This is a genomic window from Hyphomonas sp. J20-32 (assembly GCF_055808555.1).
In genome coordinates this window covers 3,062,537-3,085,887 of record NZ_CM147873.1, presented here as the reverse complement: position 1 = coordinate 3,085,887, position 23,351 = coordinate 3,062,537, and the positions used below count along the sequence as shown (strand labels likewise).

Genomic DNA, 23,351 nt, shown 5'->3' with positions numbered 1-23,351 from the left:
CTCTCCCGGTGCAGAGGGTAATGCCCATCCCGGACACCTGACGTATCCCTGAATCCGAATTGAAACACCCTCCAAGCGCCTTCACGGGCGTCGAACGTGCTGTTACCCGGCGGGCAGCACAGGCGGCGGCGTGCCATCCTCAATCCGCACGCGCTGGAAGCTTGGGATGAAGTCGATGCCTTGCGTGGCGAATTCGGCCTTGATCTCCATGTTGATGGCGTCCTGGATTTTCAGGAATTCCGTGAAAATTCGGCTGCGCACCTTGTAGGCCGTTTCAATGACCAGGGACGAATCCTTGTATTCCCTGAAAGCGCTGTAGACGAATTCAGCCGTCTCGTGGCGCGATACGGCCTGCTCGGCGATTGTTTTCGCCAGCGCGATCTTCTCGGCGCTGTTGCCATAGTCCAGCGGCAGGCGGAACGTGACCGTCCTTTGTTTCATGCGCCGGAAATTGTGGATCTGCCCGCTGAGCAGGTCGGCGTTCGGAACGATGATCTCTTCACCGGTCTGGCTGCGCAGCCGGGTGGTCTTCATTCCAATATCTTCTACGGTTCCCGTAATATCCCCGATCATGATGACGTCACCGATGACGAAGGGCCGGTCCAGCACGATGGAAAGGGAGCCGAGCAGGTCCCTGAACACGCCTTGAGCCGCCAGCCCGAGTGCAATGCCGCCAATACCCAGGCCCGCGATCAGGGCGGTGACATCGACGCCCACATTGTCGAGCAGTACCAGCATGGCGACCGACCAGATGACCGTCCGAAGCGCCCATTTGACAAGGAACAGTGCGCTCGGCAGGGCCGGGTTCTTTGCGGCGCGCCGTCTCACATAGGTTGTCGAAATCTGGATGAGGGTCGTGATGACCCAGCTTGCGCCCTGCAGCACCATGGCCAGGGTGAATACCAGGTCCGCGCTGGCCCTGATATTCGCCGGAAGGTCGATTTGAACGAAAGCGATATAGAGTGAAACGATGAGCAGGAAGAGAATGGACGTTTTCGACAGCGCTTCGAAAACGTCGGAAGCGAAACGGTCCTCGTTCTTTGCCGCGAGTTTCTTGTTGACCAGGCGTGCGCCCACCCACAGGGCGACCAGGACGAGGAATATCGCCACCGAGGCGAGGAGTGCGATCCACCAATTGGGCGTGCGCTCAAGTGTGGCAAGGATGTCGTGAATCTGTTGTTCCATGACCCATTCAAACTTGCCGGGCCCAATAATCAAGGGGCTTCTATGGCGCAGGGGCGCAGGCCTCGATCCTCGAACATCCCTCTTGTCCGCCCCTAGGGAAGCCTGCCTACATTCGCTCCATACACGCTCAACCCGCCGCCCGATGGCGCAAAGGAAGGAAACCCAATCATGGCTGAAGCCTATATCTGCGCCGCTGTGCGCACCGCCGGGGGCCGCCGCAATGGCCGCCTCTCGGGCATCCACGCGAACGATCTCGGCGCCCGCGCGCTCGATGCGGTCGTTGCCCGCGCCGGCATCGATCCCACCGCCATCGAAGACGTGATCTTCGGCTGCGTCACGCAGGCCGGCGAACAGGCCGGACAGGTCGGCCGCATGGCCGTGCTCGCCTCGGGCCTGCCCGACAGCGTGCCTGCCGTCACCATCGACCGCCAGTGCGGCTCGTCCCAGCAGGCGATCCAGTTCGCTGCGCAGGCCGTCATGTCCGGCACGCAGGACGTTGTCATCGCGGGCGGCGTCGAGTCGATGAGCCGCGCGCCGATGGGGTCGAACTACCTGCCGGGTTCCGGCATCTCGCCCATCTCCGACACGATCAAGCAGAAATACGGCATCAAGGGCTTCAGCCAGTTCGTCGGCGCTGAAATGGTGGCCAAGAAACACGGCTTCACCCGCGATGATACCGATGCGTTCGGCGTCGAAAGCCAGCGCCGCGCGGCGGCCGCCACGGAAGCAGGCGCCTTCAAGGACGAAATCGTCCCTGTCGAGATCGTCACGCCCGAAGGCGAGATCGAGCAGCACATTGTCGACGAGGGCATCCGCCCCGGCACCACGCGCGAAGCGCTGGCCGGCCTCAAGACGATGGCCGAAGGCGGCATCCTCACCGCCGGCACGTCCAGCCAGATCTGCGACGGCTCCTCAGCCGTACTCATCGCCTCGGCCGATGCCGTCAAGCGCTACGGCCTCACCCCGCTCGCCCGCATCCACAACCTCACCGTCACGGCAGGCGATCCGGTCATCATGCTGGAAGAGCCGCTGTTTGCCACCGACAAGGCGCTCGCCCGGGCCGGCATGAAGATGGCTGACATCGACCTCTACGAAGTCAATGAAGCCTTCGCCTCCATCCCGATGGCCTGGGCCAAGCATACTGGCGCAGACCCGGACAAGCTCAACGTCAATGGCGGCGCCATCGCCCTCGGCCACCCGCTCGGCGCCACCGGCACCAAGCTGATGACGACGCTGATCTACGGCCTGAAGGCGCGAGGCAAGCGCTGGGGCCTGCAGACCATGTGTGAAGGCGGCGGCATCGCCAACGTCACCATTATCGAAATGGCCTGATCCAAAGCCCCCTCTCCCCCCGGGGAGAGGGGGTTGGGGGGTGAGGGGCACCAATCTCCCCACCGACACAATGGCTCCAGCGGTAGCGCCTCTACCCCTCACCCTCGGTCCCTCTCCCAGAGGGGAGAGGGAGGCGCGGCAACCAATCACCGCCGCGCCAACAGCAGCCAGGCGAGGACGGCCAGCGGCGATCCGGCTGCAAGCCCCGCCACCACATCCTGCGGCCCGTCCACCAGCAGTGCCCAGACCAGGCCAGTCAGTCCGGCAACGAACAACAGGGCTGGCACGGCAAACACGCGGCGCAGGCTGGCCTTGCGCCGCTTCATGACACGTCCGCCGGAATGCGGCCGGGCAGGGCGCGTTTTGCCCGGATGCGCACCAGCCACAGGTACAGACCGCTGCCCAGCACGATGATCGTGATCACGTCCAGCGCCGCCCAGACCAGTTTCAGCAACAGTCCGCCATAGTCGCCGAAGTGCAGTGGCCCCGACAGGGACAGCGCCTTCACGTACCACGGCATTTCCCGCATCCCGGCAAAGCGGCCATCCACCGCGCTCACCAGCGCTGGCGCGATGATATGTGATGTTAGCGGCGTCTGCCCGTGCAGGAAGATCGCGTAATGATAGTCGGTCGAAAAGCCGCTGCCCGGGAAGGCCACGAATTGCAGCTCCATGCCCGGCGCCTCGGCCACGGCGCGGTTCACGGCGGCGTCGAGCGAGGCCAGCACATCAGGTTGCGGCGCATCGGCATAGGGCGCGACCAGGTCGGCCAGTTCATGCGTTTTCCAATTGTCGATGATCGGTGTCGCCAGCGTGTTGACCACGCCTGTCAGGCCCACAACCAGAACCCACGCCACCGTCACCACGCCGAGAAGGTTGTGATAGTCCAGCCATTTCAGCCGCGCCGATTGCGCCCGCCGCACGGTGCCGAACGCCAGCTTTCGCATGAAGGGCGCATAGAGAACCACGCCCGAGACGATGGCCGCCACGAACAGCGTGCCCATCGCGCCGAGGAACAGCATGCCCGGCAGGCCGAGGAACATGTCCGTATGCAGCTGCAGCAGGAAGTCCATCACCGCCCCGCCAACATCCGCCGGCGGCACGAGTTCGCCGCTCGTCCGGTCGAACGAGGCGAAGTGCATGGCTGTGCCCGGCGCGTCTGCCGATGGTCCCGTCGTCACGTTCACGACAGGGCGGTCAATGTCGAAGCTCATGAAGATCGGCACGTCGTCGGGTCGGTTCTCCAGCGCGCGGGCCAGGACCGTGTCGAGATCCAGGAGCGGCCCGTCCGGGTTCGCCGCTTCCCATGTCGCCGGGTTCAGCGCGCCGTCGATCTCGTCGTGGAAGACCAGCGGCAGGCCGGTGAGGCACAGCATGAGTAGGAAGCCGGTGCACACAAGGCTCGCCCATGTGTGCACCTGGCTCCACGCCCGGATGGTCGACGATTTCATCGCGCGAACCGCTTCATCCTAGAAGTCCACTGACGCCGATACCACCAGCGTACGGGGGTTGCCCTGGATGAGGTAGTTCGCCCCCGGAAACCCGCCTGTCGAGGCCCAGTAAGATTCGTCGGTCACGTTCTCGATGCGCGCCCGCAATGTGACGGGCCGCTCGGCCACATCCAGCGTGTAGCGCGCGCCGAGGTCCAGCCGTGTCCAGCTGTCGATCTCGGTCGTGTTCGTCTCGTTGACGTATTGCTCGCCCGTGAACACGATCCGTCCGTCCAGCGTCAGGCCGTCCAGTGCGCGCACATCCCATTCGGCGTTCACATTGGCCTGGATTTCCGGCACGCCGATCACGGTATTGCCTTCGTTCACGCCGCCCTGCGTTTTCGCCAGCTCCGTGTCGAGGATTGTCGCGCCGCCGATCAGGCGGAAGCCTTCGACAGGCTCACCGAACACGCTCAGCTCCACGCCCTTGTTTTCCTGTTCGCCAGAGGCCTGGAATACCTGGTTCGCGACAATCGCGTTCGGCCGGGTCAGAGAGAACACGCTCAGTGTGCCGCCGAAATTGCCACCATCATACTTGGCGCCCAGTTCGACCTGCTCACCGGTGAACGGTTCCAGCACCTCTCCGGCGTTCAGGATGGTCACGCCGCCGCTCGTGGCCGGGGCAATCGCGCCCGGCTGCAGGCTTTCGGCATAGTTGCCGTACAGCGAGATCGCCGGTGTCGCCTTGTAGACGAGGCCAAAGGCAGGCGTCGTTGCGCTGTCGTCATAACCCGACAGGCGCGCGCCGGAATTGTAATCGAACGAAGTCGTCTCGATGTCCTGCCTGCGTATGCCAACCGTCGCCAGAAGGCGGCCGTCGATGAAGGACATCGTATCGGCAATGGCATAGCTCTGGTTGCTCACTTCCTCGGTTTTCAGCGGGCTCGACAGCGTGCCGCCGGTGAAGAAATCCGCTGCCGGGGCCGTCACGGCCACCGGATTGTAGAGGTCGGTCGCAAACGGCGCGAAGAAGCTGGAGAATGCGTAGGCATTCTTCGATTCCATGTTGATCGTGGAGGCCGACACGACCAGGCTGTGGCTGACAGGGCCGGTGTCGAAGGATGCGCGCAGGCCGGCATCGAACGACTGGACCTCATCCTCGCGGGCATTGTCAAAACGATAGGCCGTCAGGCTGCCATCGGCGGCGGCGCTTGGATTGGCCAGGACATTGGCTTCCTCGCCATTGCGCAGGCCGCCGGCCAGCCAGACGGTCACAGCGTCGGTCAGGTCGTATTCGCCGCGTGCCACGGCAAAGACTTGCTCTTCATCCGTATAGGTCCATGGCTGGGCATAGTTCACATCGGCGTCCGGCACGTCAGGCACATCGCCCAGCGGGGTCACCTGCGGGCGCGGCGCGTCGATACGGTTGTCCTGGAGGCCGAGGTCTGCGGAGAAACGGAACCGCTCGCCGGCATAGTCGGTGCCCAGCGAGACGACAGACAGGTCGCGCTCCTGGTCAGATACGGACGTCTCGCCATCGCGGCGCACGGCATTGAAGCGTACGCCCCAGGCATCGTCCTGTCCGAACCGCGTGCCGAGGTCGGCTGCGGCGTAGAGTTGCCCGCCGCCTTCAATACCCACGGTCGCCCGGCGAATGCCGCCGTCCGGCGCGCGCTTGGGCACCAGGTTGATCGTGCCGCCAACGCCGCTGCCGCCCGGGGCCGCGCCATTGATGAAGGCATTCGCGCCGCGGAACACTTCCACCCGCTCGAACAGCTCGGCGGCCACGAACTGGCGTGGCAGGATGCCGTAAACGCCGTTCAGCGTGATGTCGTCCGAATAGACCGGGAAGCCGCGCACGATGTAGACTTCCTGGAAGTTGCCGAAGCCCTTGGCCACGCGCACGACCGGATCGTTCTGCAACACGTCGCCGACACTGTCGGATTGCTGCGCCGTCACAAGGTCGGATGTATAGGTCGTGCCCGAGAAGGGCGCATCGAGGTAATCCAGGTTGCCCAGCAGTCCCGCACGGCCGCCGCGGCCAACCTGTCCACCGGCATATTCATCCAGCAGTTCGACCTGCGAGGCCGAGCCTGTCACGGTCACGGTGTCGAGCACACGTGTGGCCGCGTCAGCCGCTGATTCGTCCTGGGCAGACGCTGCTGCCGCAAGTGTCCCCAGTGCCACGCCCGTTGCCAGCCATTTCCAGCCCGCTGAATTCATCATTTCAATCACCATTCAAAGAAAACCAGCCCGCTCTGTAAATGCAAGTCATTCTCATTTCAACCATCATTGTGTGCAAATGCGCAGGCAGTCTATCGGCGGGGTATTTCCGCCACACCCCCCTTTTTGCCCCACTTATCCACCCCCTCCCGCAGCCGGCATATAATGCGCGCCATGCCCGCCTTTTCCCTCCTCGCGCCCATGCCGGGCCTGCCCTGGTACCTGCTGCCAATCTGGCCGCTGGTCTTCTGGCGCATCCAGCGCCTGAAGGCGTGGTTCAGGAAGGCAGGCGGCCCGGGCAGCCAAATGCTCTGGGGCGTGATGTGGAACGGCCGGGTCGTGGTTGTCCGGTTGTCGGATGATCTCTCCGGGCATCCTTCGGGCTGTTTCCGTGCACCGGTATCGGATCGGCTCAGGCTCGCCCTCAACCCCGAAACAATTGACCCGTGTCCCCTGCGCAGGCAGGGGCGGAGAGCCTCGGAAATTCGCCAGCACGGCCCTGCGTCCCTGCCTTCGCAGGGGATGCGGACCTGCGGGCTGCCGCTGCCCCATACCTGACCCCTACCACCACCGCACAACACCCGGCCCCCACCCCTGAAGCGCCCTTACAGGCGTCGCAATCATTTGCCCCGCATTCTGGATTCCCCGGATTATCTGTGCCACCTAGATCGCTGGCTGCGCCGCAAGGGCGCTCGGTTTTCTGGAGGAAGCGCGATGATCAACCGGCTCACAATGGCGGCGCTCGGCGGCGCATTCCTGCTCGGTGCCTGCACGCACGAAGCGCCAGTCGAACCCGAGACGCTGGTCGAATCCCCGGTTGAAGTCGCGCCACAACCGGTCACCCAGGCCTATACGGTCCGCCTGTTCGGCGCCGATATCGGCGAGGTCACCGCCACGACAACCGGCGCCGACATCAAGGTCGACTATGAATACCGCAACAATGGCCGCGGACCGACCTTGGCTGAAAGCCTCACCCTCGGCGATGACGGCCTGCCGACCCGCTGGACCATCGACGGCAACACGACCTTCGGTAACAAGGTCGCCGAAACCTTCAGCCTCGCAGACGGCACGGCCAGTTGGGTCGACACGACCGGTCCGGGAAGCGAAACGGCGACCGAGCCAAAAATCTATATCGCCCAGAACCCCACGCCATTTGCCCTGTCGGTCTATGCCCAAGCCCTGCTCGCCGATCCGGACCTCACGTTGCCAGCCTGGCCGGCCGGCGCCCTGCGCCTCGAAGCGCTCGAAGACGTCACCGTTGACGGCGGCCCGGAGCCGGTCGCAGCCAAGGCCTATGCGCTCACTGGCGAAAGCCTCGACCCCACCTATTTCCTCATGGATGCGGACGATGCGTTCTTCGCGCTGGTCTCGCCCCGCTTCGTGATTGTCCGCAAGGGCTATGAAGGCGCCGAGGCCCAGCTGACCGCGCTTGCCACCCGCCTGGCATCGGCCCGCTACGAGACCATACAGGCCAATACCGCCCACAGGTTTGACGGTCCGCTGCGCATTGCCGATGTCCGCATATTCGATCCGGCGAAAAAGGCGCTCACCGGCCCGGTTTCGGTCCGCGTGGAGGGCGCCACGATCAAGGCCATAGAGGCGGCCAATGTCAGCCATCCCGACGAATCCGTCATCGATGGCAAGGGCGGCACGCTCGTTCCGGGTCTTGCCGACATGCACGGCCATGTCGGGCAGGATGATGCCCTTCTCAATATCGCTGCCGGCGTGACGCTGATCCGCGACATGGGCAATGACAATGCCGTGCTCGCAGACCTCATCGCCCGGATCGGCGATGGCAGGCTGGCGGGCCCCCGAATCGTCAGGAACGGCTTCATCGAAGGCAAGAGTCCGTTCAATTCCAATAACGGCATCCTCGTCAGCACTGAAGAAGAGGCCGTCGCCGCCGTCGACTGGTATGCCGATCAGGGCGACTATTTCCAGGTCAAGGTCTACAATTCGATGAATCCGGCCTGGGTACCCGCCGTCGTGGCCCAGGCTCGCAAGCGCGGCCTTGGCGTCACCGGTCACGTCCCGGCTTTCACCAATGCCAATGCCATGATTGAGGCAGGCTATGACGAGATGACCCATATCAACCAGGTCATGCTCGGCTGGGTGCTGGACGAGGGCGAAGACACCCGCACCCTGCTGCGTCTCACTGCCTTGCAGCGCCTGCCAAAGCTCGACCTCGACAGTGAGCAGGTCACGCACACGCTCGACATGATGGTCGCGAATAACGTTTCCATCGATCCGACCTACGCCATCCATGAAGCCCTGCTCCTGTCGCGTAATGGCGAGGTCCAGCGCGGCATGGCGGACTATGTCGATCACATGCCCGTGGGCGTACAGCGCGATGCTCGCGCGGCGTGGTCCAATATCGAGACGCCGGAAGACGACGCAGCCTATGCCGGCGCCTTCGACCAGATCACCGGCACGCTGAAGCGCATGAAGGATCGCGGCATCCTGATTCTCATGGGGACAGACATGGGAGGGTCATTCAACCTGCATCGCGAACTGGAACTCTACCAGGATATCGGTTTCACCCCGGCCGAAATTCTCGCCCGCGCGACGCAGGAAGCGGCTGACTATATGAAGCTCGGCGATGAGCTGGGCTCCATCACACCGGGCAAGAAGGCGGATTTCTTCCTCGTGCCCGGCAATCCGGTCGAGGACCTGAAGGCGATCAAGACGATCGAACTGGTCGCCCGCAATGGCGTCGTCTACTTCCCGAGCGAGATCTATCCCTATTTTGGAATCACACCATTCACCGAGGTGCCACAGGTCGTCGCGCCAGAGGTCGCCGATTAGGGCGTTTCGCGGGCCCTGCAGCGCCTGCTGCATATGGCCTGCAAAAAATAAGTGCGGAAGCCTTAGCAGAATTTAATGGCTTCCGGCCGGTCCGAGAGGCTGGTTGCTGCCGTCCTGGTTAACCCAATCGCTTGAATAAATTTGAAAATTTAACCGATAGGCCCGTATTTGCGGCATGGGTGTTAACCAACATTACCGATCAGCAAGAGATGACAGGCTTTAGGGCTCTGTTTACGCGTCCGGCGCATTGTTAGCGAAGGTTAATACCAAGCCTTCCGTTGTTAAGAGGTAATACGATGCTGAAGAAAACTGTGCGCTGGGGCGCAGACGTTGGATGCCAGTCGAAAATCAAGCCACTGGAAACCACAGCAGAACTGTCGGACTTCGGCCTCAAGGGAAAACTGGCCCAGGGCGAGCTCGGCTTCAATCGCGCGCTGACCAAGCGCGATGCCAAGAATGATGCAGCCGATGCGATCCCCGCGTCGGATGCGATCACGCAGGACCAGTGGAGCGAGCGCGAACAGCAGATTGCCGAGCGCGCCGAAAGCGTGCGCCGGGGCCTGACCACATGGCTCAGCACGACTGCGGCCAGCGTTCGCAATTTCATTCATGACTGCACGCCGGTCGATATCTATCCCGACCAGTTGCGCGAAGCGATCAAGTCGGAAGAGAACGAATACCGCCATCACGAGCAGGATGATGTGTCCGATGCCCGTGAAAGCCACTCGGCGGCGATCATCGAGCTACAGACTTTCCGCGCGCGCCATGGCGACCGGATCGGTGACCGCACGCCCGACATCAAGAAAAATGTCGAGCAGACGGTTGCCATCCTGCTTTTCATCATGGTGCTCGAAGGCGGCTTCAACGCGCTCCTGTTCAAGGATGCCCAGTCGTCCGGCCTGCTTGGCGGCCTGATGATTGCCTTCGGGGTCAGCGCAGTGAACGTGCTGTTCGGCGTCGTCGGTGGGTTTTTCGGCCTGCGTTACCTGAATCATCCGTCCCTGTTCGCCAAGATTGTCGGCGGCACGATTGCGGCCCTTTGTGTTGTGTCCGGTATCTTCCTGAACTTCTTCATCGCCCATTTCCGCGATGCCGTTGAAACCGGGCTGATCGCAGCCACGGCCGCCGGAACGATGGGCGAGTTCTCGATGTTCGACATCGCGCCAGGCGACGTCATGGCGGGTATGTTCCCGAACATTATCGGCCTCGAAAGCTTCATCGCTCTCGGCCTCCTGTTCATGGGGCTCACCGTGTTCGGCCTTGCCATCTATGAAGGCTATGACCGCATTTCCGACCGCTATCCCGGCTATGGCCGCGTCTGGCGCAAGGAACGCAAGGCCTATGAGCGCCGCCAGCAGGTGCGCAATGGCGTGCGTGATGACCTGTCAGACTATTTCACCCAGTGCCGCATGTGGTTCGAGACCCAGCTCTCGCGCCATGCCGCAGCCAAGCGTGAAATCGAGAAAGCCATGAACGAGCTCGAATCGCGCCGCGACATTGCTGTCGCAATCGCTGCCAAGGCGGCTGACCAGGAGCGCTCGCTCAAGGTGGCCTATCGCCAGGCGCATCGTCGCCATCGCAACCAGCTGCGCGACAAGCTCGGCGAGCAGGCGGCATGCCCGGCCTATTTCGACGAGATCGTCACGCCGCAACTGCCGCCGTTCGATTATACGAAAGAGCGCGACCAGGCGAATGCGGCGATCAAGGCGATCGACCAGAATCTCAAGGCCCTGAACATGACCCGCGAATGGCTGGAGACACATATCCAACAGGTCCAGAAGGGCCTCTCGAGCATCGAGAAAAAAGTAGGCGAAGAAATCGAGAAGGTCCGTGACGGCAAGAATGCCGGCAAGGCTTTCGTGTCCGTGGACGAAGCGCGTCGCGCCTGAGGGCGAGGCCAGGAGAATAGACGATGGCAAGAAGACGAGAAAAAGGACCTTGGTTCTGGCGCGGCATGATCGGCCTGATGCTGTCAGGCGTGTTCGGCCTGTTTGCATTGGTCGCCTTCAACATTCCGCCAAGCGTGACGGCTGAAACCGGTTGCCGAATTGACCGCAAGGATCCGGCCCACACGGTCATCCTGCTCGACCAGTCCGATCCGTTCAATCCGAACGATCTCGGCTGGGTGCATGAATTCGTCGACAATGAAGCCAGGGCGCTGCCGAAATACGGTCGGCTCACGGTGATGACGCCGAATGCGGCCAGCCCCTACGATCCGAAAGTCATATTCGTCAAATGCTCGCCGGGCAGCGTGGCCGATGCCAACCCGATCACGCAGAATCCGAAAATGATCGAACAGGCCTGGCAGGCCGGCTTCTACAAGCCGCTGATCGCCGAGATCGAAACCGCGCTTCAGGATACCCGCCAGCCAAGCTCGCCCCTTTTCGAGGCGCTCTACACGATTGCGGACCGGGCCGACTTCCAGTCGACGAATGAGAACCGCCGCGTCGTCGTCGTTTCAGACCTGATGCAACATTCGGACGGCTTCTCCTTCTACAAGGTCGGCGCTGACTATGATGCCTATCTCGGCTCGAAACTCGGCCAGACCAAGCCGCACATGGACAAAGTCCAGGTCGTCGCACGCATCGTACCGCGCCAGATATACGACCTGCCGCTGGCCGATGTGAAAGCGTTCTGGCGGGCCTATTTCACGGAGGCCGGAGCCGAGTATGGCTCGGTGAACTGAGCGTTCCACTGTCCCGTTTTGACACAGGCCGCCCTCCGAGGCGGCCTGTTTACATTGGCGGCCCGGCAAAGAACGGGATTTCCCGCCAGCCTGCTTTGGTGTAACCGCCGGGCATGACCGACATTCGCCCCCTGCCGCACATCCTGAAGACCAAACCCTATGTGCCCGGCGGCAAACTCGCCGGCGCCACGGGGTCGGTCGTGATGCTGGCTTCGAACGAAAACCCGTTCGGGCCGAACCCGCGGGCTATCGAAGCCATGCGCGAGGCGGCCTCCGGCGTCCACGTGTATCCGGACCCCGGCTATGGCGCCCTGCGGGAGGCCATTGCGGCGGCTGCGGGCATCAGGGATGCAAACCGGATCGCCGTCTCGTCGGGATCGGATGAAATCATTCACCTGCTGACGCAATGCTATGCCGGGCCGGGCGACGAGATCCTGCAAACCGAACATGCCTTTTCCATGTACGCGGTCTCGGCGACGGCTCACGGCGCGGCCTGCACATCCGTTCCCGAGACGGACCTGACGGCAGGTGCCAACGCCATTCTGGGCGGCGTATCCGAGCGCACGAAAATTCTGTTCCTCGCCAATCCGAACAACCCGACTGGCACGATGATGCCGGTCGACGCACTGAAGGAATTGCAGGACGCGCTGCCGCCTCACGTCCTGTTCGTGATCGATGGCGCCTATGCCGAATATGTCGGCCCGGACTATGAGGCGGCGATCCGTGATCTCGTCGACCGGCGTGCCAACACGGTGATGATGCGAACATTCTCGAAAATTCACGGCCTGGCGGCGGCCCGGCTCGGCTGGGCCTACTTGCCGCAGGAGATCGCCGAGACCTTCCAGCGCATTCGCGGACCGTTCAATGTCAACGGCCTCGCCGTCGCCGCCGGCATTGCCAGCATCAGCGATCCGGCCTTCATCACCATGAGCCGCGAGCACAACACGCTCTGGCGCGCGAAGATGACCGATGCCCTCAATGCGATGGGCCTCGTGACGCCCATTTCACACGCCAATTTCGTGATTCCCGATTTTGGCTCGGCAGACCGTGCGGCGGCCGCCCATGCCTTCCTGAAAGAGCGCGCCATCCTCGTTCGGGCGATTGCCGGTTACGGCCTGCCGACGCGCCTGCGAATCAGTGTCGGTTCGGCTGACGACAATGAAGCCGTGCTTTCGGCGTTGAAGGATTTCACCGAGTCGCGCTGATATTGTCGATCAGGCGCGTCTTTCCCATCCAGGCCGCGCCGAGCAACCGGGCAATGGTGCCTGGCGCCAGCGGTGCGTCCGGAAGGTCGATCAGCGTCTCCGGGTCGACCAGGCTGACATAGTCGAGCTTGCGGAACCCCGATGCGATGACCAGCGCGCGCGCCTCCTCCAGCGCCACCGATGGCGCCACGCCAATCGACAGCCGCACCGAAGCGCGATGCAAAGCCGCCTGGAGCGCACCGGCGGCGATTCGCTCCTCCGGTGTCAGGTAGAGATTGCGCGATGACTGGGCCAGACCGTCGGCGTCCCGGGCGGTCTCGCCGCCAACGATGTCCACGGGAAAGCCGAGATCACGGACCATGCGGCGGATGATCTGCAGCTGCTGGTAATCCTTCTCTCCGAACACCGCGACGTCGGGTTGTACATGCAGGAACAGGCGGGCAACGACTGTCGCGACGCCATAAAAGAAGTGTGGCCGGTAGACCCCGTCCAGCAGGTCCGACATGCCTTCGACGCGCACATTCGTGGTGTTGCCGGGCGGATACATTTCCTCAACAGACGGCAAATACACCAAATTACAGCCGACGGATGCGAGCTTTGAGACGTCCGTTTCGGTGTCGCGCGGATAAGTGTCGAAATCCTCCCCCGGGGCAAACTGCGTGGGGTTCACGAAAATGCTCGCGACGGTCTTTGAGGCCTTTTCCCGTGCTTTTTCAACGAGTGACAGGTGGCCTCTGTGCAAGGCGCCCATCGTCGGCACGAATCCCACCGTCTCACCGGCCTGCTTCCATGCCCGGATATGCTGTCCCAACTGGGCACGCGTGCTCACAACCGTCACCGGTTTACCTGTACTCGAATTCACTTTGAAAAGGCCCCGACTGGCTATGAAGTAAACGTGTTGTTAACCCAAACAAGGGAATTTCCAAGACATGACACACCGCATCCTTGCTCCGATTAAGTCTTTCGCGCTTTCGACAGCCCTCCGCGTGGCTGCCGGCAGGTCCAGAATTCTTAACGCTTCGGCGCCGGAGCCTCGGATTCGGTCTTTTGAGCCGGAACACGTGTCCGACGAATGGATGTTCGATCGCCGCGAAACGCCAGTTTCAGCGGAGGCTTATGCCTTTTCCCGCGAAATGTCGCGCGTTTCGGGTGCCCTCAGCGGGCTGCGTTCGCTGCTGACACAGATTTCGACGCATGCGCCGGTATTCGATCTTGCTCCCGACGGTGTGCCGTTCGGTGCGATGGTCGGCGATTCGATGCTGTTCGAAGGCGAGCCGATGGCGGCAAGCTATGGTCCGGCGCCAACGGAAGATGCTGACCTGTTCGAAGAGCGGCCAGTCTTCATGCCTGCCATTGTCCGTCGCCGAGACGACGCCGTTTCGCGCGTCGCCTGAGGATTCGTTCCTTGTCGTTTCAACCGCTGATATCGTGTGGAGTCGCCTAACATGCCCGCAGATGGATTCGCCCCGGTAAGTCAGGTGGGTGTCCCGGACATGTCAGTGCAACAGCGCGATGCCCGGGTGATTGTCATCGGCAACGAAAAAGGCGGGGCCGGCAAGTCCACCGTTTCCATGCACTTGTCCGTTGCCCTCATGCGCATGGGCAAGAAAGTCGGCATCATCGACCTCGACGTACGCCAGCGCACCCTGACCCGTTATCTCGAGAATCGCCTGCGCTGGATGACATCCACCGGCGCCAAGCTGCCGATGCCGGAAATCATCCGCGTCGATGCCAGTACCGAACGCGACCTCGACAAGGCCGAAGCAGAGGAAACCCAGCGATTCCTCTCCAGCCTCGCGCGCCTGAAGAAGGCTTGCGATTTCGTCCTGGTCGATGCGCCGGGCGGTGACACATTCCTGTCGCGCCTCGCGCATGTCAGTGCTGACAGCCTGATTACGCCGCTGAATGACAGCTTTGTCGATTTCGACCTCCTTGGCGACGTGAACCCGCAGACGCTCGAAGTCATCCGGCCCAGCTTCTATTCGGAAATGGTCTGGTCGTGCCGCAAGAAGAAGGCACAGGCGAGCCGCCGTCCGATCGACTGGATCGTGATGCGCAACCGCATGTCGCCGCTGGCGGCCAAGAACAAGGAGCGCGTCGGCGAAGCGCTGGAGAACCTGTCCAAGCGCATCGGCTTCCGCTTGGCGCCGGGCCTGTCGGAACGCGTGATCTACCGCGAACTCTTCCCCGCCGGCCTCACCCTGCTCGACCTTACCGAGAAGGGCTCGAACGTGTCCTTCACGATGAGCCACGTGGCCGCGCGCCAGGAAATGCGCGACCTCCTGATCGTCCTGCAATTGCCAGAACTGATTGGCGCTGAAATCGAGTTCTAGTGACGCGGTTTCCGGTCGCGGATCCTGTCAAACCCTTCCTTGATCGCGGCGAAGCGCGCATCCACGGCCGGTTCGAATTCCGTGTCCGTCAGGATATAGGGCCAGTCGCCTTCGATGGCTTCGCGCACCAGTTCGCCGACATATAGCGGATCAATGCCGTGGGCGATGGCATCTGCCGCAGCCTTGGAAAATTCCGATTCCTCGAGGTTTGCGCCTGCACCGGTCGTATCGATCGCGCCGGCGAATCGTTGCGGCACATTGCGGGCTGAATCCATGATCTTGGTCCGGATGAAGCCCGGACAGAGAACCGACACGCCGATGCCGCGTGGCGCCAGTTCCAGGCGCAAGCCTTCTGACAACGCCACGACGCCATACTTGGTCACATTGTAAGGAGGGGCGACAGCTGCGACCAGGCCGGCAATCGACGCCGTGGAGACGACCTGTCCGCCTTCACCATGCGACTCCATAAGCGGCCCGAAAATCTCGATACCCCAGATCACGGACATCAGGTTGACCCCGATCGTCCAGTCCCAGCCGGTATCGGTCCACTGGCCATAGCTGCCGCCGCCGCCGACGCCGGCATTGTTGACGAGGATGTGGACTTTGCCGAACCGCTCTATTGTCGCGTCGGCTGCGGCCTGCAGCTGTTCCTTGAGCGAGACGTCGGCGATGACGCCCTCGACGTCCGCATTGGTCAGCCTGAGATCGCTGATCGCCTTGTCCAGAGCGTCCTTCTCGATGTCGCACATCATCACTTTGACGCCCGCTTGCGCCAAGGCAGTCGCGATGCCGAGGCCGATGCCTGATGCTGCGCCCGTTACGAATGCCGTCTTGCCAGCCAGATCTTTCATGTCGTCTCCCCTTTTTCTTTCAGGATGCGCCGCACAAGGGTCGCCTGCAAGCCGTGACGCATCGGAACCCTAGGCATGATGCGGCGCAACGCTTATAGGCCTCGCCCATGGCGACATTCCCTTTCAAGATCAAAGCAACCGAAGGTGCGGCGCGCACGGGCACGCTGACCACGCCGCGCGGCGTGATACGCACGCCGGCGTTCATGCCTGTGGGCACGGCGGGCACGGTAAAGGCCCTCTACATGGACCAGGTGAAGGCGGCTGGCGCCGATATCATCCTTGGCAACACCTATCACCTGATGCTGCGGCCCGGCGCCGAGCGCGTGAAGCGTCTCGGCGGGCTCCACAAATTCTCAGGCTGGCAGGGCCCGATGCTGACCGATAGCGGCGGTTTCCAGGTCTGGAGCCTCGCCCAGTTGCGCAAGATGGATGCGGATGGCGTGACTTTCCAGAGCCATATCGACGGTTCGACGCACCGCCTGACCCCGGCGCGCAGCATCGAGATTCAAGCCGATCTGCTGGGCGCAGACATCTCCATGCAGCTCGATGAATGCACGAATTTCCCATGCACCCATCAAGAAGCAGAACGCAGCCTGACCCTGTCGCTCGACTGGGGGAAGCGCTCGCTGGACGCCTTCGGTGACCGCGACGCGCAGACACTGTTTGGCATCATCCAGGGCTCGAATTTCGCTGACCTTCGCGAGCAGTCGGCCAAGGGCGTCGTGGCGCAAGGCTTTGGCGGCATCGCCCTCGGCGGCCTCGCGGTGGGCGAGGGGCATGAGCAGATGTGCGCTACCATCGACATGACCGTGCCGCACCTGCCCGGTCACCTGCCACGCTATGTCATGGGGGTCGGCAAGCCGATCGATCTCGTGGAAAGCGTCGCGCGGGGCATCGACATGTTCGACTGTGTCCTGCCGACTCGGTCAGGCCGTCATGGGCAGGCCTGGACCTGGGCGGGGCCGGTCAATGTGAAGAATGCGCAATTCGCCGAGGACCTGTCGCCGGTTGACGATGCCGTCGATTGCCCCGCCAGCCGCGACTATTCGCGGGCCTACTATCACCACCTGTTCAAGGCAGGAGAGTATCTGGGACCCATGCTGCTCAGCTGGCACAATACCGCCTTCTTCCAGGCGCTGATGGCCGAGATCCGCCTCAGTATTGAGGAGGGACGGTTTGAAGCCCTTCGCTCTCGACTGTCGCAGGCATGGGCTGGAACGAAGTCGTCGCCGAAGGCGGAGACTCGAGGGTAGGCGAAGGCTGGGGCGAGTCGCCCTTGAACAGGATGTCGTCACTTCCCAGCGTTATCGCGAGGAAATCCGGCCGGGCAGGCGGCGGGCAGCCTTTGGCGAGGCCGTATCCCTTGAGATAGGCGCGTTGCTGGGCGCCGATCTTGAATGCCTTGTTGTATTTCTTTTCATGGCTCTCGGCGCCGGTCGCCTTGCGGATCAGGCCGCGGAAGGGAATGAAGCCCCGGGCTTCGGACGCCAGCATGTCCAACGTCGCTTCCGAAGCCGAATCGGCGAGGATTTCGGTGCGCAGCCGCTCGTCCGGATTGGGTGTGTCCCAGTCGGGACCCAGAACGAGGTCGAGTTTGGCAAGCTGGGCCTCAATTTCCTCGCAGGTCAGGACCGGAGACAGGTCGTAGGGGCTCTGAAGGGCTTCGAGCAGGGGCGGAATCTCCGTGCGGCGCAGGTTGAAGTCCTCGAGCGGTGACAGCGCGGCGTCCGGCAGCCCCTCGCGGGTCTGTTCCACGGCGCTACCGGCCGCTGTCCCGACATTTTCGCGTAAGGAGGGATCACCATTGTTGCTGGTCGACTGTGTTTTCGTCGGGCTGCTGGCGCAGGCTGCAAGCGCGAGCATGGCGCCAAGGCAAAGGATTTTCGTGTTCATGAGACTAGGGTGATGTGAAAAATATGGCGACATCAAGCCTGCCTGTGCAGGTAGCGGTTGACCCGGGAAGCGCCGTTGCCTAAATGGCGCGTTCGGCGTGCCCATAGCTCAGCTGGTAGAGCAACTGACTTTTAATCAGTAGGTCGCAGGTTCGAACCCTGCTGGGCACACCATTTCCCTCTATCTCATTGGAGAATAACGCCGTTCCAGCGGCGGGTTCACCTGCCGGGGTTGGGCCTTGGGAAGCCGCAACCTGCTCCTTGCCCCCTAATCTGGCGCGCTTATAAGCGGCCGGAAGTTAGGCGGAAGACGATTGGCATGAGCGACAGCACGAACCGGGCACGCCTGCGGGACGAATTTCTTGCCCGTGCAAGGTCGCAAATTCTCGTCATGGGAATCCTGAACGTCACGCCCGATTCGTTTTCTGATGGCGGCCAGTTCGTCGATGCGCCTGCCGCGCTGGCACAGGCTTCGGCGATGGAGGCCGATGGCGCGGACATTCTCGATATCGGAGGGGAATCGACCCGGCCCGGCGCCGAACCCGTGAATGCCGACGATGAAGTGGCGCGCGTCCTCTCCGTGATCCCGGCGCTCAGCGAGGATCCGGCGCGAGTCATCTCCATCGACACATACAAGGCCAGCGTGGCGCGCGCGGCTGCAGGCGCTGGCGCGGTCATTATCAATGACGTCTGGGGCATGATGCGTGATGACGGCATGGCGCAGGCCGTGGCTGACACCGGCAGCGCCGTCGTGGTGACCTACAATCGCGGCAAGGCCGACGCAGGCCTCAACCTGGCCGACGATATGCGGGCCTTTTTTGACAATGCCTTTGCGATGGCCCGCGAGGCGGGAATCCCGCGGGAACACGTGATTTTGGATCCCGGTGTCGGCTTCGGGAAAACCTGGGAACAGAATTTTGGCGTGCTCGCCCGTCTCGACGTGTTGCTCGACTTTGGCGTGCCCGTGCTGGTGGGCGTGTCGCGCAAGTCGTTCATCGGCAAGCTGCTGGACCGCGACGTCGGAGACCGCTTGATCGGATCGCTTGCCGCAGGCCTTGCCAGCGTCCAGAGAGGGGCCTCGATCCTGCGCGTCCACGATGTGGCCGCCCATGTGGATGCATTGAAAATGTGGACAGCGATAGACGAGGCAGGATGACAGACCGGATTTTCGTTTCGAACCTCCACATTCATGGCCATCACGGGGTCATGGACGCGGAAAAGTCGCTCGGCCAGCGGTTCATGGTCGATATCGACTGCGCCATTGCGCGGCCAGCGGATGCAGCCGACCAGATGAGCGACACCGTGCATTATGGCGAACTCTGCGATCTTGCGACCGAGCTGTCTGCGGCGACGGTGTTCAACCTGATCGAAACGCTGGCGCACAAGCTGGCGGAGGCGATTCTTGCGAAATTCCCGCTCGTGCAGACGGTCACCATCACCGTGCGCAAGCCGTCGGCGCCGATTAAATACGCCGTCGACCATGTTGGCGTATCTGTCACGCGTCGCCGCGATGGCTGAGGCTGCGCTGAGTCTCGGCTCGAACCTGGGAGACAGGGCAGGCCATCTCGCGGCGGCCTTGCAGGCGATTGACGCCCGGCCCGACTGCTCGCTCATTTCGGTCTCGTCTGCCTACCGGACACGGCCGTGGGGCAAGACCGACCAGGGCGATTTCCTGAACCTTTGCACGACCATCGAAACGCGCCTCGCACCGCTAGATCTTCTGGCCGCCGTCAAGGACATCGAGCGCGCGCTGGGGCGCATGGAGCGCGAGCGCTGGGGACCGCGAGAGGTCGATATCGACCTGCTCATGATGGACGGCGCGGAATGCGCGACCGAGACGCTGACACTGCCGCACGCACGCATGGCCGAGCGCCTGTTCGTTCTGAAGCCGTTGGCCGAGATCGCGCCCCAACTCATCGTGCATGGCCAGCGCGTGGACGAACTGGCGGCGGACCTGCAAACGAAAGCGGGCGCCGGCGACTGCACAAACGATGCAGAGGCCAGCGCCCGTATTCATTCCGGATTGCTATCGATCAGAGGTTCTTGACGATATCCTCGACCATCTTCTTGGCGTCGGCGAGCAGCATCATCGTGTTGTCGCGGAAGAAGAGCTCGTTCTCGATCCCGGCATAGCCCGAACCCATCGAACGCTTGATAAACAGGACCGTGCCGGCATTCTCGACGTCGAGGACAGGCATGCCGTAGATCGGCGAGGTCTTGTCGGTCTTGGCCGCCGGGTTGGTCACGTCGTTAGCGCCGATGACGAAGGCGACTTCGGAATTGCGGAAATCCGAGTTGATGTCCTCCAGTTCGAAGACTTCGTCATAGGGAACCTGCGCTTCGGCGAGCAGCACGTTCATGTGACCCGGCATCCGGCCCGCAACGGGGTGGATGGCGTATTTCACTTCGACGCCTTCTTCCTTCAGCTTGTCGGCCATTTCCTTCAGGGCGTGCTGGGCCTGTGCCACCGCCATGCCGTAACCGGGCACGATGATGACCTTTGAGGCGTTCTTCATGATGAAGGCCGCATCTTCTGCCGAGCCGCGCTTGAAGGGGCGGTCGACCTGCACGCCGCCTGCTGCAGCCGCATCGTCGCCGCCAAAGCCGCCGAGGATGACGGAAATGAAGCTGCGGTTCATGCCTTTGCACATGATGTAGGACAGGATCGCACCAGACGAACCGACAAGTGCACCGGTGATGATCAGCGCGAAATTGCCAAGCGTGAAGCCGAGCGCGGCAGCTGCCCAACCCGAATAGGAGTTCAGCATCGACACAACGACGGGCATGTCGGCGCCGCCGATCGGGATGATCAGCGTGATGCCAAGGATCAGGGCGAGAACGGTCAGGGTGATGAACGCCCAATGGGCGTGGCCATGGCTCGCCACAAGCATGACGACCAGCACGACAATGCCAACGGCCAGCGCAATGTTCAGCAAGTGGCGTGCGGGCAACATGATTGGCGCCCCGCCCATATTGCCGTTGAGCTTGGCGAACGCGATGAGAGAGCCGGTGAAGGTGAGCGCGCCAATGGCGGAGCCAATCGACAGCTCGATCAGCGACGGTGCGTGAATGCCGGACAGGTCGCCGATTCCGAAGCTGACCGGCGCGTAGAGCGCAGCGCCGGCGACCAGCACGGCGGCAAGGCCGACAAGGCTGTGAAAGGCGGCGACAAGCTGGGGCATGGCCGTCATGGCGATGCGCTTGGCGATGACGGCACCAATCGTACCGCCGACAGCAACGCCGCCGAGGATGATGCCCCAGGTGGCGACATCAAGCTGGTTCCAGAGCAGGGCAATGGTCGTGCCGACGGCAATGGCCATGCCGATCATGCCATTGCGATTGCCCTTGCGGCTGGTCGCCGGGCTGGACAGGCCGCGAAGGGCCAGGATGAAAAGCACGCCTGCGACGAGGTAGAGCGCTGGCGCCCAGGTGGAGTGGAAACTATCGGTCAATTTTTTGCTCCTAGCGGCGTGCCGCGTGCGGCCCATGCGGCGACTTCGCCGTCTGCAACAGCGAAGCAGGCTTTCCATGCGCCGTCAGTGTTTTGGCGCAGAACATAGTCTGTCGGCCAAGCGATGATTGTCTGTCCGTCGGAATCCGCGAACCGGTAGTCGACGCGCACCTGGGCAACGCCGTCATAATGGGAATCGACTGTCCGCACGATAGCGTCGGCGTGGCGCACGTCCTGCGTGTCATAGAAACCGCCCATGCGATCGAGATTGCGCTGGAAGGCATCCTTGTCGCGAAAGCTCGCGCCGCCGGATTTGTCAGTAATGAAGCAGGGAAACTGCCACATGCCGGCGATGGCCGACATGTCGCGGCGCGTAAACGCGTCGGCGTACGAATCGAAATGGGATTGCGCTTGCGTAAGGGTCAAAGCCTACTCCCCCTTCTTTTTATACATGGCGAGCATGCGCTGTGTGACGAGGAAGCCGCCGAAAATGTTGACGCTGGCAAGCGCCACGGCGACGCCGCCGAGAATCTTGGCCACCCAATTGTCAGCGGTCAGGCCTGCGGCGGCTGCGGCGACAAGCGCGCCGACAATGATCACAGAGGAGATCGCGTTGGTCACGGCCATCAGCGGCGTGTGCAGGGCGGGCGTCACGCTCCAGACGACATAATAGCCGATGAAGCAGGCCAGCACGAAGATCGCGGCGAGGAAGATGGTCGGGTTCACACCGCCGCCTTCTGCGTAAGCTGGGGCGGCAAGGAGGATGGCCGTTGCGGCGAGGCTGCTGAGGCGTTTCATGATTTCACCCTGTCATTCACGGTTTCACCATTGCGCGTCAGCAGCATGGCGGTGACGATTTCGTCGTCGGTGTCGAGGTTGAGTGCGCTGTCTTCGGCGGTCACCAGCGGCAGGAATGCCAGCAGGTTCTTGGCGAAGAGCGAACTCGAATCGGCGGGCAGGCGTGCTGGCAGGTTCGAGAAACCGGCGATCTTTACGCCGCCGACCTCGACAATCTCATCGGGTTTCGACAGCGGGCAATTGCCGCCTTGGGCAACGGCCATGTCGATAATGACCGAGCCCGGTTTCATCGTCTTCACCATGGCCTCGGTGACGAGGACCGGGGCTGCACGACCGGGGATCAGCGCCGTGGTGATCACAATATCCTGCTTGGTGATGTGGGACGCCGTCAGTTCGGCCTGCTTGGCCTGGTATTCCGGCGACATCTGCTTGGCGTAACCGCCAGCCGTCTCGGCGGCCTTGAACTCTTCATCCTCGACCGCGATGAATTTGGCACCCAGCGAGGCGACCTGTTCCTTGGCAGCCGGGCGGACATCGGTGGCCGTGACGACAGCGCCGAGACGGCGGGCGGTCGCGATGGCCTGGAGCCCGGCAACACCGACGCCCATGATGAACACCTTGGCCGGGGCCACGGTGCCGGCGGCCGTCATCATCATCGGCATGGCGCGGCCATAAATATGGGCGCCTTCGATTACGGTGCGGTAGCCCGCAAGGTTTGATTGGGACGACAGGGCGTCCATGGACTGGGCGCGAGAGATGCGCGGGGTGAATTCCATGGACATGGCAGCAATTTTCTTGGCGTTGAGCGCGTCCAGCAAGCCGGGCTCCAACGCGAACGGGTCCATCAGGGCGAGCAGGGTCGCGCCGTCCGGCAGGGCCGCCACTTCGGCAACCTCCGGCCCGCGCACCTTGAACACCACATCGGCGCCCTTGGCGGCTTTGGCCGCATCGCTGCCAATCGTGGCCCCTGCGTCCTTGTAGGCGTCATCCAAAAAGCCTGCGACAACACCCGCACCCGCCTCGACGGTTACAGAATGTCCCAGACCAACCAACTTCTTGACGGTCTCCGGTGTAGCGGCCACACGGGTCTCACCGGAGCGTCGCTCCCTCAGCACTGATATTTTCATGGGGCTGAGATAGAGGCAAAATATTGCGCGGCGC

Annotated in this window: 23 protein-coding genes and 1 tRNA gene; 13 read left to right on the top strand and 11 right to left on the bottom strand. The window is 62.6% G+C overall.

Annotated features, from left to right (window positions below; translation table 11 throughout):
* Positions 1–102 precede the first annotated feature (102 nt).
* A complete protein-coding gene (locus AC0L7I_RS14930) occupies positions 103–1,185 on the bottom strand; it encodes a mechanosensitive ion channel family protein (protein WP_473397226.1) in 1,083 nt (360 codons plus the stop codon).
* A gap of 168 nt (positions 1,186–1,353) precedes the next feature.
* On the opposite strand from AC0L7I_RS14930, the gene AC0L7I_RS14925 reads away from it, so the two are divergent.
* The gene (locus AC0L7I_RS14925; protein ID WP_473397225.1) at positions 1,354–2,517 is read left to right on the top strand and encodes an acetyl-CoA C-acetyltransferase; all 1,164 of its coding nucleotides are present in this window, start codon (positions 1,354–1,356) and stop codon (positions 2,515–2,517) included.
* Between the two features lie 146 nt (positions 2,518–2,663).
* Here the strand turns inward: AC0L7I_RS14925 and AC0L7I_RS14920 are convergent, their stop codons facing one another.
* Genes AC0L7I_RS14920 through AC0L7I_RS14910 form a run of 3 tightly spaced genes read right to left on the bottom strand, consistent with a single transcriptional unit; the run spans position 2,664 to position 6,172 of the window.
* A complete protein-coding gene (locus AC0L7I_RS14920) occupies positions 2,664–2,843 on the bottom strand; it encodes a hypothetical protein (RefSeq protein WP_473397223.1) in 180 nt (59 codons plus the stop codon).
* The gene (locus tag AC0L7I_RS14915; protein WP_473397221.1) at positions 2,840–3,967 is read right to left on the bottom strand and encodes a PepSY-associated TM helix domain-containing protein; all 1,128 of its coding nucleotides are present in this window, start codon (positions 3,965–3,967) and stop codon (positions 2,840–2,842) included. Before AC0L7I_RS14915 ends, AC0L7I_RS14920 begins: the two co-directional genes overlap by 4 nt.
* 18 nt (positions 3,968–3,985) lie before the next feature.
* Complete coding sequence (locus AC0L7I_RS14910; RefSeq protein WP_473397220.1) at positions 3,986–6,172, bottom strand: TonB-dependent receptor; 2,187 nt, start codon at positions 6,170–6,172, stop codon at positions 3,986–3,988.
* Positions 6,173–6,343: 171 nt separating this feature from the next.
* On the opposite strand from AC0L7I_RS14910, the gene AC0L7I_RS14905 reads away from it, so the two are divergent.
* The 5 genes from AC0L7I_RS14905 (at position 6,344) to hisC (ending at position 12,865) form a co-directional block, all read left to right on the top strand.
* Positions 6,344–6,727 carry a hypothetical protein gene (locus AC0L7I_RS14905; RefSeq protein ID WP_473397219.1) on the top strand — a complete coding sequence of 128 codons (384 nt, stop codon included), beginning with the start codon at positions 6,344–6,346 and terminating at the stop codon, positions 6,725–6,727.
* Between the two features lie 156 nt (positions 6,728–6,883).
* Positions 6,884–8,974 carry an amidohydrolase family protein gene (locus AC0L7I_RS14900; protein ID WP_473397218.1) on the top strand — a complete coding sequence of 697 codons (2,091 nt, stop codon included), beginning with the start codon at positions 6,884–6,886 and terminating at the stop codon, positions 8,972–8,974.
* A 296-nt stretch (positions 8,975–9,270) separates the two neighbouring features.
* Complete coding sequence (locus AC0L7I_RS14895) at positions 9,271–10,863, top strand: hypothetical protein (RefSeq protein ID WP_473397217.1); 1,593 nt, start codon at positions 9,271–9,273, stop codon at positions 10,861–10,863.
* 23 nt (positions 10,864–10,886) lie between these two features.
* Complete coding sequence (locus tag AC0L7I_RS14890) at positions 10,887–11,660, top strand: hypothetical protein (RefSeq protein ID WP_473397216.1); 774 nt, start codon at positions 10,887–10,889, stop codon at positions 11,658–11,660.
* 113 nt (positions 11,661–11,773) lie between these two features.
* Positions 11,774–12,865, top strand: coding sequence for a histidinol-phosphate transaminase (gene hisC, locus AC0L7I_RS14885; protein ID WP_473397215.1), 1,092 nt, complete (start codon positions 11,774–11,776; stop codon positions 12,863–12,865).
* Here hisC and panC read toward each other — a convergent pair.
* The gene (gene panC / locus AC0L7I_RS14880; protein ID WP_473397214.1) at positions 12,849–13,703 is read right to left on the bottom strand and encodes a pantoate--beta-alanine ligase; all 855 of its coding nucleotides are present in this window, start codon (positions 13,701–13,703) and stop codon (positions 12,849–12,851) included. The genes hisC and panC overlap by 17 nt on opposite strands.
* Before the next feature lie 223 nt (positions 13,704–13,926).
* On the opposite strand from panC, the gene AC0L7I_RS14875 reads away from it, so the two are divergent.
* Positions 13,927–14,259, top strand: a complete 333-nt coding sequence (locus AC0L7I_RS14875) for a hypothetical protein (protein WP_473397213.1) — start codon at positions 13,927–13,929, stop codon at positions 14,257–14,259.
* Between the two features lie 51 nt (positions 14,260–14,310).
* Complete coding sequence (locus AC0L7I_RS14870) at positions 14,311–15,198, top strand: division plane positioning ATPase MipZ (RefSeq protein ID WP_473397212.1); 888 nt, start codon at positions 14,311–14,313, stop codon at positions 15,196–15,198.
* On the opposite strand, the gene AC0L7I_RS14865 is transcribed toward AC0L7I_RS14870, so the two are convergent.
* On the bottom strand, positions 15,195–16,049 hold the full coding sequence (locus AC0L7I_RS14865; protein WP_473397211.1) for an SDR family NAD(P)-dependent oxidoreductase: 855 nt from the start codon (positions 16,047–16,049) through the stop codon (positions 15,195–15,197). The genes AC0L7I_RS14870 and AC0L7I_RS14865 overlap by 4 nt on opposite strands.
* 107 nt (positions 16,050–16,156) lie before the next feature.
* On the opposite strand from AC0L7I_RS14865, the gene tgt reads away from it, so the two are divergent.
* Positions 16,157–17,302: a tRNA guanosine(34) transglycosylase Tgt gene (tgt, locus tag AC0L7I_RS14860; RefSeq protein ID WP_473397210.1), complete on the top strand. Its 1,146-nt coding sequence runs from the start codon at positions 16,157–16,159 to the stop codon at positions 17,300–17,302.
* Here the strand turns inward: tgt and AC0L7I_RS14855 are convergent.
* Positions 17,205–17,942, bottom strand: coding sequence for a hypothetical protein (locus AC0L7I_RS14855; protein ID WP_473397209.1), 738 nt, complete (start codon positions 17,940–17,942; stop codon positions 17,205–17,207). The two genes, tgt and AC0L7I_RS14855, sit on opposite strands and share 98 nt — an antisense overlap.
* A 97-nt stretch (positions 17,943–18,039) precedes the next feature.
* Between AC0L7I_RS14855 and AC0L7I_RS14850 the strand changes: the two genes are divergently transcribed.
* The 4 genes from AC0L7I_RS14850 to folK all read left to right on the top strand — a co-directional run bounded on the left by AC0L7I_RS14850 (position 18,040) and on the right by folK (position 19,988).
* A tRNA-Lys gene (locus AC0L7I_RS14850) sits at positions 18,040–18,115 on the top strand.
* Positions 18,116–18,260: 145 nt separating this feature from the next.
* Positions 18,261–19,097: a dihydropteroate synthase gene (gene folP / locus AC0L7I_RS14845; RefSeq protein ID WP_473397208.1), complete on the top strand. Its 837-nt coding sequence runs from the start codon at positions 18,261–18,263 to the stop codon at positions 19,095–19,097.
* Positions 19,094–19,459: a dihydroneopterin aldolase gene (gene folB / locus AC0L7I_RS14840; RefSeq protein ID WP_473397207.1), complete on the top strand. Its 366-nt coding sequence runs from the start codon at positions 19,094–19,096 to the stop codon at positions 19,457–19,459. Before folP ends, folB begins: the two co-directional genes overlap by 4 nt.
* Positions 19,422–19,988 carry a 2-amino-4-hydroxy-6-hydroxymethyldihydropteridine diphosphokinase gene (folK, locus tag AC0L7I_RS14835; RefSeq protein ID WP_473397206.1) on the top strand — a complete coding sequence of 189 codons (567 nt, stop codon included), beginning with the start codon at positions 19,422–19,424 and terminating at the stop codon, positions 19,986–19,988. Before folB ends, folK begins: the two co-directional genes overlap by 38 nt.
* Here the strand turns inward: folK and AC0L7I_RS14830 are convergent.
* From AC0L7I_RS14830 to AC0L7I_RS14815, 4 genes are read right to left on the bottom strand one after another with little or no spacing between them, the layout of a single operon-like run.
* Positions 19,975–21,393, bottom strand: a complete 1,419-nt coding sequence (locus AC0L7I_RS14830; protein WP_473397205.1) for an NAD(P)(+) transhydrogenase (Re/Si-specific) subunit beta — start codon at positions 21,391–21,393, stop codon at positions 19,975–19,977. The genes folK and AC0L7I_RS14830 overlap by 14 nt on opposite strands.
* Positions 21,390–21,818 (bottom strand): hypothetical protein, encoded by a 429-nt coding sequence (locus tag AC0L7I_RS14825; protein ID WP_473397204.1) that lies wholly within the window; start codon positions 21,816–21,818, stop codon positions 21,390–21,392. The genes AC0L7I_RS14830 and AC0L7I_RS14825 overlap by 4 nt, the downstream gene beginning before the upstream one ends.
* A gap of 3 nt (positions 21,819–21,821) precedes the next feature.
* Entirely contained in the window at positions 21,822–22,190 is a 369-nt protein-coding gene (locus tag AC0L7I_RS14820) for a proton-translocating transhydrogenase family protein (RefSeq protein ID WP_473397203.1), read from the bottom strand.
* Entirely contained in the window at positions 22,187–23,317 is a 1,131-nt protein-coding gene (locus AC0L7I_RS14815) for a Re/Si-specific NAD(P)(+) transhydrogenase subunit alpha (RefSeq protein WP_473397202.1), read from the bottom strand. The genes AC0L7I_RS14820 and AC0L7I_RS14815 overlap by 4 nt, the downstream gene beginning before the upstream one ends.
* Positions 23,318–23,351: the final 34 nt, after the last annotated feature.